This is a genomic window from uncultured Amaricoccus sp. (assembly GCF_937858865.1).
In the GTDB taxonomy this organism is placed as follows: Bacteria; Pseudomonadota; Alphaproteobacteria; order Rhodobacterales; family Rhodobacteraceae; genus Amaricoccus.
Map to the genome: position 1 here is coordinate 1 of NZ_CALLYO010000155.1, position 4,294 is coordinate 4,294.

5 protein-coding genes are annotated in these 4,294 nt (G+C 69.8%); 2 read left to right on the forward strand and 3 right to left on the reverse strand.

All coding sequences use genetic code 11. The annotated features are described in order from the left end of the window. The coding region (locus tag Q0112_RS04345; protein ID WP_297971939.1) for a lipoyl synthase at positions 1 to 619 on the forward strand (619 nt) is incomplete at its 5' end. A 72-nt stretch (positions 620 to 691) separates the two neighbouring features. Beyond that, positions 692 to 2,155 (forward strand): AMP-binding protein, encoded by a 1,464-nt coding sequence (locus tag Q0112_RS04350; RefSeq protein ID WP_297971942.1) that lies wholly within the window; start codon positions 692 to 694, stop codon positions 2,153 to 2,155. Positions 2,156 to 2,200: 45 nt separating this feature from the next. On the opposite strand, the gene Q0112_RS04355 is transcribed toward Q0112_RS04350, so the two are convergent. From Q0112_RS04355 to Q0112_RS04365, 3 genes are read right to left on the reverse strand one after another with little or no spacing between them, the layout of a single operon-like run. Next, positions 2,201 to 2,611 (reverse strand): DUF2160 family membrane protein, encoded by a 411-nt coding sequence (locus Q0112_RS04355; RefSeq protein WP_297971945.1) that lies wholly within the window; start codon positions 2,609 to 2,611, stop codon positions 2,201 to 2,203. Further along, the gene (locus Q0112_RS04360) at positions 2,611 to 3,411 is read right to left on the reverse strand and encodes a carbohydrate ABC transporter permease (RefSeq protein WP_297971947.1); all 801 of its coding nucleotides are present in this window, start codon (positions 3,409 to 3,411) and stop codon (positions 2,611 to 2,613) included. Before Q0112_RS04360 ends, Q0112_RS04355 begins: the two co-directional genes overlap by 1 nt. Beyond that, positions 3,408 to 4,271 carry a carbohydrate ABC transporter permease gene (locus tag Q0112_RS04365; RefSeq protein WP_297971950.1) on the reverse strand — a complete coding sequence of 288 codons (864 nt, stop codon included), beginning with the start codon at positions 4,269 to 4,271 and terminating at the stop codon, positions 3,408 to 3,410. Before Q0112_RS04365 ends, Q0112_RS04360 begins: the two co-directional genes overlap by 4 nt. Between the last annotated feature and the right edge of the window lie 23 nt (positions 4,272 to 4,294).

A 4,294-nucleotide genomic window follows, 5' to 3' on the forward strand; every position in this document is an offset into this window, starting at 1 on the left:
GAAGCTCGGGCTGAACCATGTGGTCATCACCAGCGTCGACCGCGATGACCTGGAGGACGGCGGGGCCGAGCATATCGCGCAGACGATCCGGGCGGTCAGGCGGAAGAATCCGGGGACGACGATCGAGGTGCTGGTGCCGGATTTCCTGCGCTGCCCGCCGAGCGCGCTCGAGGCGGTGGTGACGGCGAAGCCGGATGTGTTCAACCACAATCTCGAGACGGTGCCGGGGCTCTATCCCGAGGTGCGGCCGGGGGCGCGGTATTTCCACTCGCTCAGGATTCTGCAGCGGGTGAAGGAGCTTGACCCGACGATGTTCACCAAGTCCGGCATCATGGTGGGGCTGGGCGAGGACCGGCAGGGGGTTCTGCAGGTGATGGACGACATGCGCTCGGCGGACGTCGATTTCCTGACCGTCGGGCAGTATCTGCAGCCGACGCCGAAGCATCATGCGGTCGCGCGGTTCGTGACGCCGGAGGAGTTCGAGGGCTACCGCAGGGCGGCGGTGGGCAAGGGGTTCCTGATGGTCTCGGCGACGCCGCTGACGCGGTCGAGCTATCACGCCGGGGCCGATTTCGAGCGGCTGAGGGCGGCGCGGCTGGCGAAGTTCGGCGGCGCTTGAGGCCGGCGAGAAAAGTCCGGTGTTTGCCGTCTGTTGCGCGATTTGTCTGATGCGCAGGTGTGGGGCGTAGGCGTGGATTTCATTCCCGACGTCTCGATCACCGAGCTGGTGTTCCGCGGGCTCGCCGGCCGGGAGAGCGAGCCGGCGCTGATCGACGGGGTCACCGGGCACGTGCTGACCGGGGCGGGGTTCCGCGAGCGGGTGGAGCGGCTGGCTGGGGGGCTGGCGGCGCGCGGGATCGGGCCGGGGCGGGTGGTGGCGCTCCTGGCGCCGAATGCGCCGGACTGGTGCGCGGCCTTTCATGCGGTGGCCTGGGCCGGGGGGACGGTCACGACGCTGAGCCCGCTCGCGACGGCGGCGGAGGTGGCGGGGCAGCTGCGCGATTCGGGGGCGGTGCTGCTCGTGACGGTGCCGGAGCTGAGCGCCGCGCGGGAGGGGGCGGCGGCGGCCGGAGTGGCGGCGGCGCCGGTCGAGGCGCTGACGGGGGCGCCGCTTCGGGCGCAGGTGGCGGTCGATCCGGCGCGGGACGTGGCGGCGATGCCCTATTCGTCGGGGACGACGGGGGCGCCGAAGGGGGTGCGCCTCACGCACCGTAACCTGGTCGCGAACGTGGTGCAGGTGCGGGCGGCGCTGGCGCTGCGCCCGGGGGACGCGACGCTGGCCTTCCTGCCCTATTTCCACGTCTACGGCATGACGATGCTGATGAACCTCTATCTGGCGGCGGGCGGGGTGCAGGTGACGCTGCCGCGCTTCGAGCTGGCGGCGGCGCTCGGGCTGATCGAGCGGCATCGGGTGCGGCAGCTCTATGCGGTGCCGCCGGTGGTGATGGCGCTGGCGCGCGATCTGGCGGTCGAGGGGTACGATCTCTCCTCGCTCATGTTCGTCAATTCCGGGGCGGCGCCGCTCGGGGCGGGGGTGGCGGAGGCCTGCGCGGCGCGGATCGGCTGCGAGGTGATCCAGGGGTACGGGATGACCGAGATGAGCCCGGTCAGCCACATCACCCGGCCGGGGCGGAACCGGGCGGGGACCTCGGGACAGCCGCTCGCCGGGACCGAGTGCCGGCTGGTCGATCCGGGGACCGGGACGGAGGTGGCGCCGGGGGAGGCGGGCGAGCTGCAGGTGCGCGGGCCGCAGGTGATGGCCGGGTATCACGGGCGCCCCGAGGCGACGGCGGCGGCGCTGGCGCCGGGTGGGTGGCTCAGGACGGGCGATCTCGCGGAGATCGACGGGGAGGGCTATCTGACCGTGCTCGGGCGGGTGGACGAGGTCATCCGGGTGGACGGGCGCGAGGTGGCGCCGGCGGAGATCGAGGCGGTGCTTCTGACGCATCCGTCGGTGGCGGACGTGGCGGTGGCGGGCGAGGAGCCGAGGGCCTTCGTGGTGGCGGCGGCCGGGGCGGTGCCGGAGCTCGGGGCGCTGCAGCGGCATCTCGCCGCGCATCTGCCGGCGCACAAGCGGATCGGGGCGCTGGAGGTGGTGGCGGGGATCCCGAAGTCGGCCTCGGGGAAGATCCTGCGGCGGCTGCTGCCGGGGTAGGGGTGGACGGTGAAGGAGGGGGCGTGCCCTCCCCAACTGTCCCGGTCAGACCTTCCAGAAGACGAAGGCGGTCCAGGCGATCGCTATGGCGAGCGGGATCCAGAGCGGCGGCGGGAAGAAGGCGAGCCAGGCGAGGAAGATGTAGGCGGCGCCGAGGAGCGCGAGGAAGAGGCGGTCGCCGCGGGTGGTGTCGAGGCCGAGGATGCCGTGGCGGGGCGCGCCGCCGGGGTTGCGCCATTCGAGCAGGCCCATGAGCGCGATGGCGGCGAAGATGAAGGCGAAGAAGGCGAGCGTGGCCGGGGTCCAGGCCATCCAGAAGCCGCCGAAGAGCGGCTGGGTCCAGGAGAAGCCGGCCGCCTCCTGCTGCTTGCCGACGTTGCCCCAGCCGGGCTTGGCCTGCGCCTCGGCGAGGGTGGGGGCGAGGGTGAGGAGAAGGGCGAGGGTACGGATGGTCATCACACCCGTCCCAGGGCGAAGCCCTTGGCGATGTAGTTGCGGACGAACCAGATCACGAAGGCGCCGGGGATGATGGTGAGGACGCCGGCGGCGGCGAGGAGGCCGAGCTCGTAGCCGGAGGTCGAGGCGGTGCGGGTCATCACCGCGGCGATCGGCTTGGCGACGACGGCGGTGAGGGTCTTGGAGAGCAGCATCTCGACCCAGGAGAACATGAAGCAGAAGAAGGCGGCGACGCCGATGCCGGCCTTGATGTTCGGGATGAAGATGGTGGCGAAGAAGCGGGGGAAGGAATAGCCGTCGACGTAGGCGGTCTCGTCGAGCTCCTTGGGGACGCCGGACATGAAGCCCTCGAGGATCCAGACCGCGAGCGGGATGTTGAACAGGCAGTGGGCGAGGGCGACGGCGATGTGGGTGTCGAAGAGGCCGACCGCCGAGTAGAGCTGGAAGAAGGGGAGGGCGAAGACCGCCGCCGGCGCCATGCGGTTGGTCAGCAGCCAGAAGAAGAGGTGCTTGTCGCCGAGGAAGCGGTAGCGGGAGAAGGCGTAGGCGGCGGGCAGGGCGGCGAGGACGGAAATCACCGTGTTCATGCTGACGTAGATCAGCGAGTTGAAGTAGCCCCAGTACCAGGTCGGGTCGGTGAAGATGGTGCGGTAGCTCGCGACCGTCCAGCGCTGCGGCCAGGGGGAGAAGCCGCCGAGGATCTCGTTGGTCGTCTTGAAGGACATGACGACGAGCCAGTAGATCGGCAGCATCAGGAAGAGGATGTAGAGGATGACGGCGATGGGGCGAAGCGCCTTCATTGCTGGTCCCCCCGGGTCATGACGGTGAAGAACACCCAGGAGACGAGCAGGGTGACGAGGAAGTAGATGAGCGACATGGCCGCGGCCGGGCCGAGGTCGAACTGGCCGAGGGCGATCTTGACGAGGTCGATCGAGAGGAGCGTCGTGGAGTTGCCCGGGCCGCCGCCGGTCAGGACCGAGACTTCGGTGTAGATGTTGAAGCTGTCCATGAAGCGGAGGAGGACGGCGATGGTGAGGACGCGGTTCATCTTCGGCAGCTGGATGTGGCGGAAGACGGCCCAGGGGCGGGCGCCGTCGATCTTCGCCGCCTGGTAGTAGGCGTCGGGGATCGAGACGAGGCCGGCGTAGGCGAGCAGGACGACGAGCGATGTCCAGTGCCAGACGTCCATCAGGATGATGGTGAACCAGGCGGCCACCGGGTCGCGGGTATAGTTGAAGTCGATGCCGAACCAGGTGTTGAGCGCGTAGCCCATGAGGCCGATGTCGGGCAGCGCGAAGATGTTCCACATCGCGCCGACGACGTTCCAGGGGATGAGGAGCGGCAGTGCCATCAGGACGAGGCAGACCGAGACCCAGGGGCCGGAGCGCGGCATGGCGAGCGCGATGGCGACGCCGAGCGGGATCTCGATCAGCAGGATGAGGGTGGTGAAGAGGAGCTGGCGGGCGAGCGCCTCGTGGAAGCGGGGGGAGCGCAGGACGTCCTGGAACCAGCCGACGCCGTGCCAGAAGAAGACGTTGTTGCCGAAGGTCTCCTGCACCGAATAGTTGACGACCGTCATCAGCGGCACGAGCGCGTTGAAGGCGACGAGCAGGAGGACGGGGATGACGAAGAGCCAGGCGCGCTGGTTCTCGGTCCTCATGGTGCGCCTCCCGCCAGCCAGCC

Excerpts from the sequence above, each read along its gene's own strand:
- Q0112_RS04365 (WP_297971950.1), bottom strand. The coding sequence starts at position 4,271 with ATGAGGACCGAGAACCAGCGCGCCTGGCTCTTCGTCATCCCCGTCCTC.
- Q0112_RS04360 (WP_297971947.1), bottom strand. The coding sequence starts at position 3,411 with ATGAAGGCGCTTCGCCCCATCGCCGTCATCCTCTACATCCTCTTCCTG.
- Q0112_RS04355 (WP_297971945.1), bottom strand. The coding sequence starts at position 2,611 with ATGACCATCCGTACCCTCGCCCTTCTCCTCACCCTCGCCCCCACCCTC.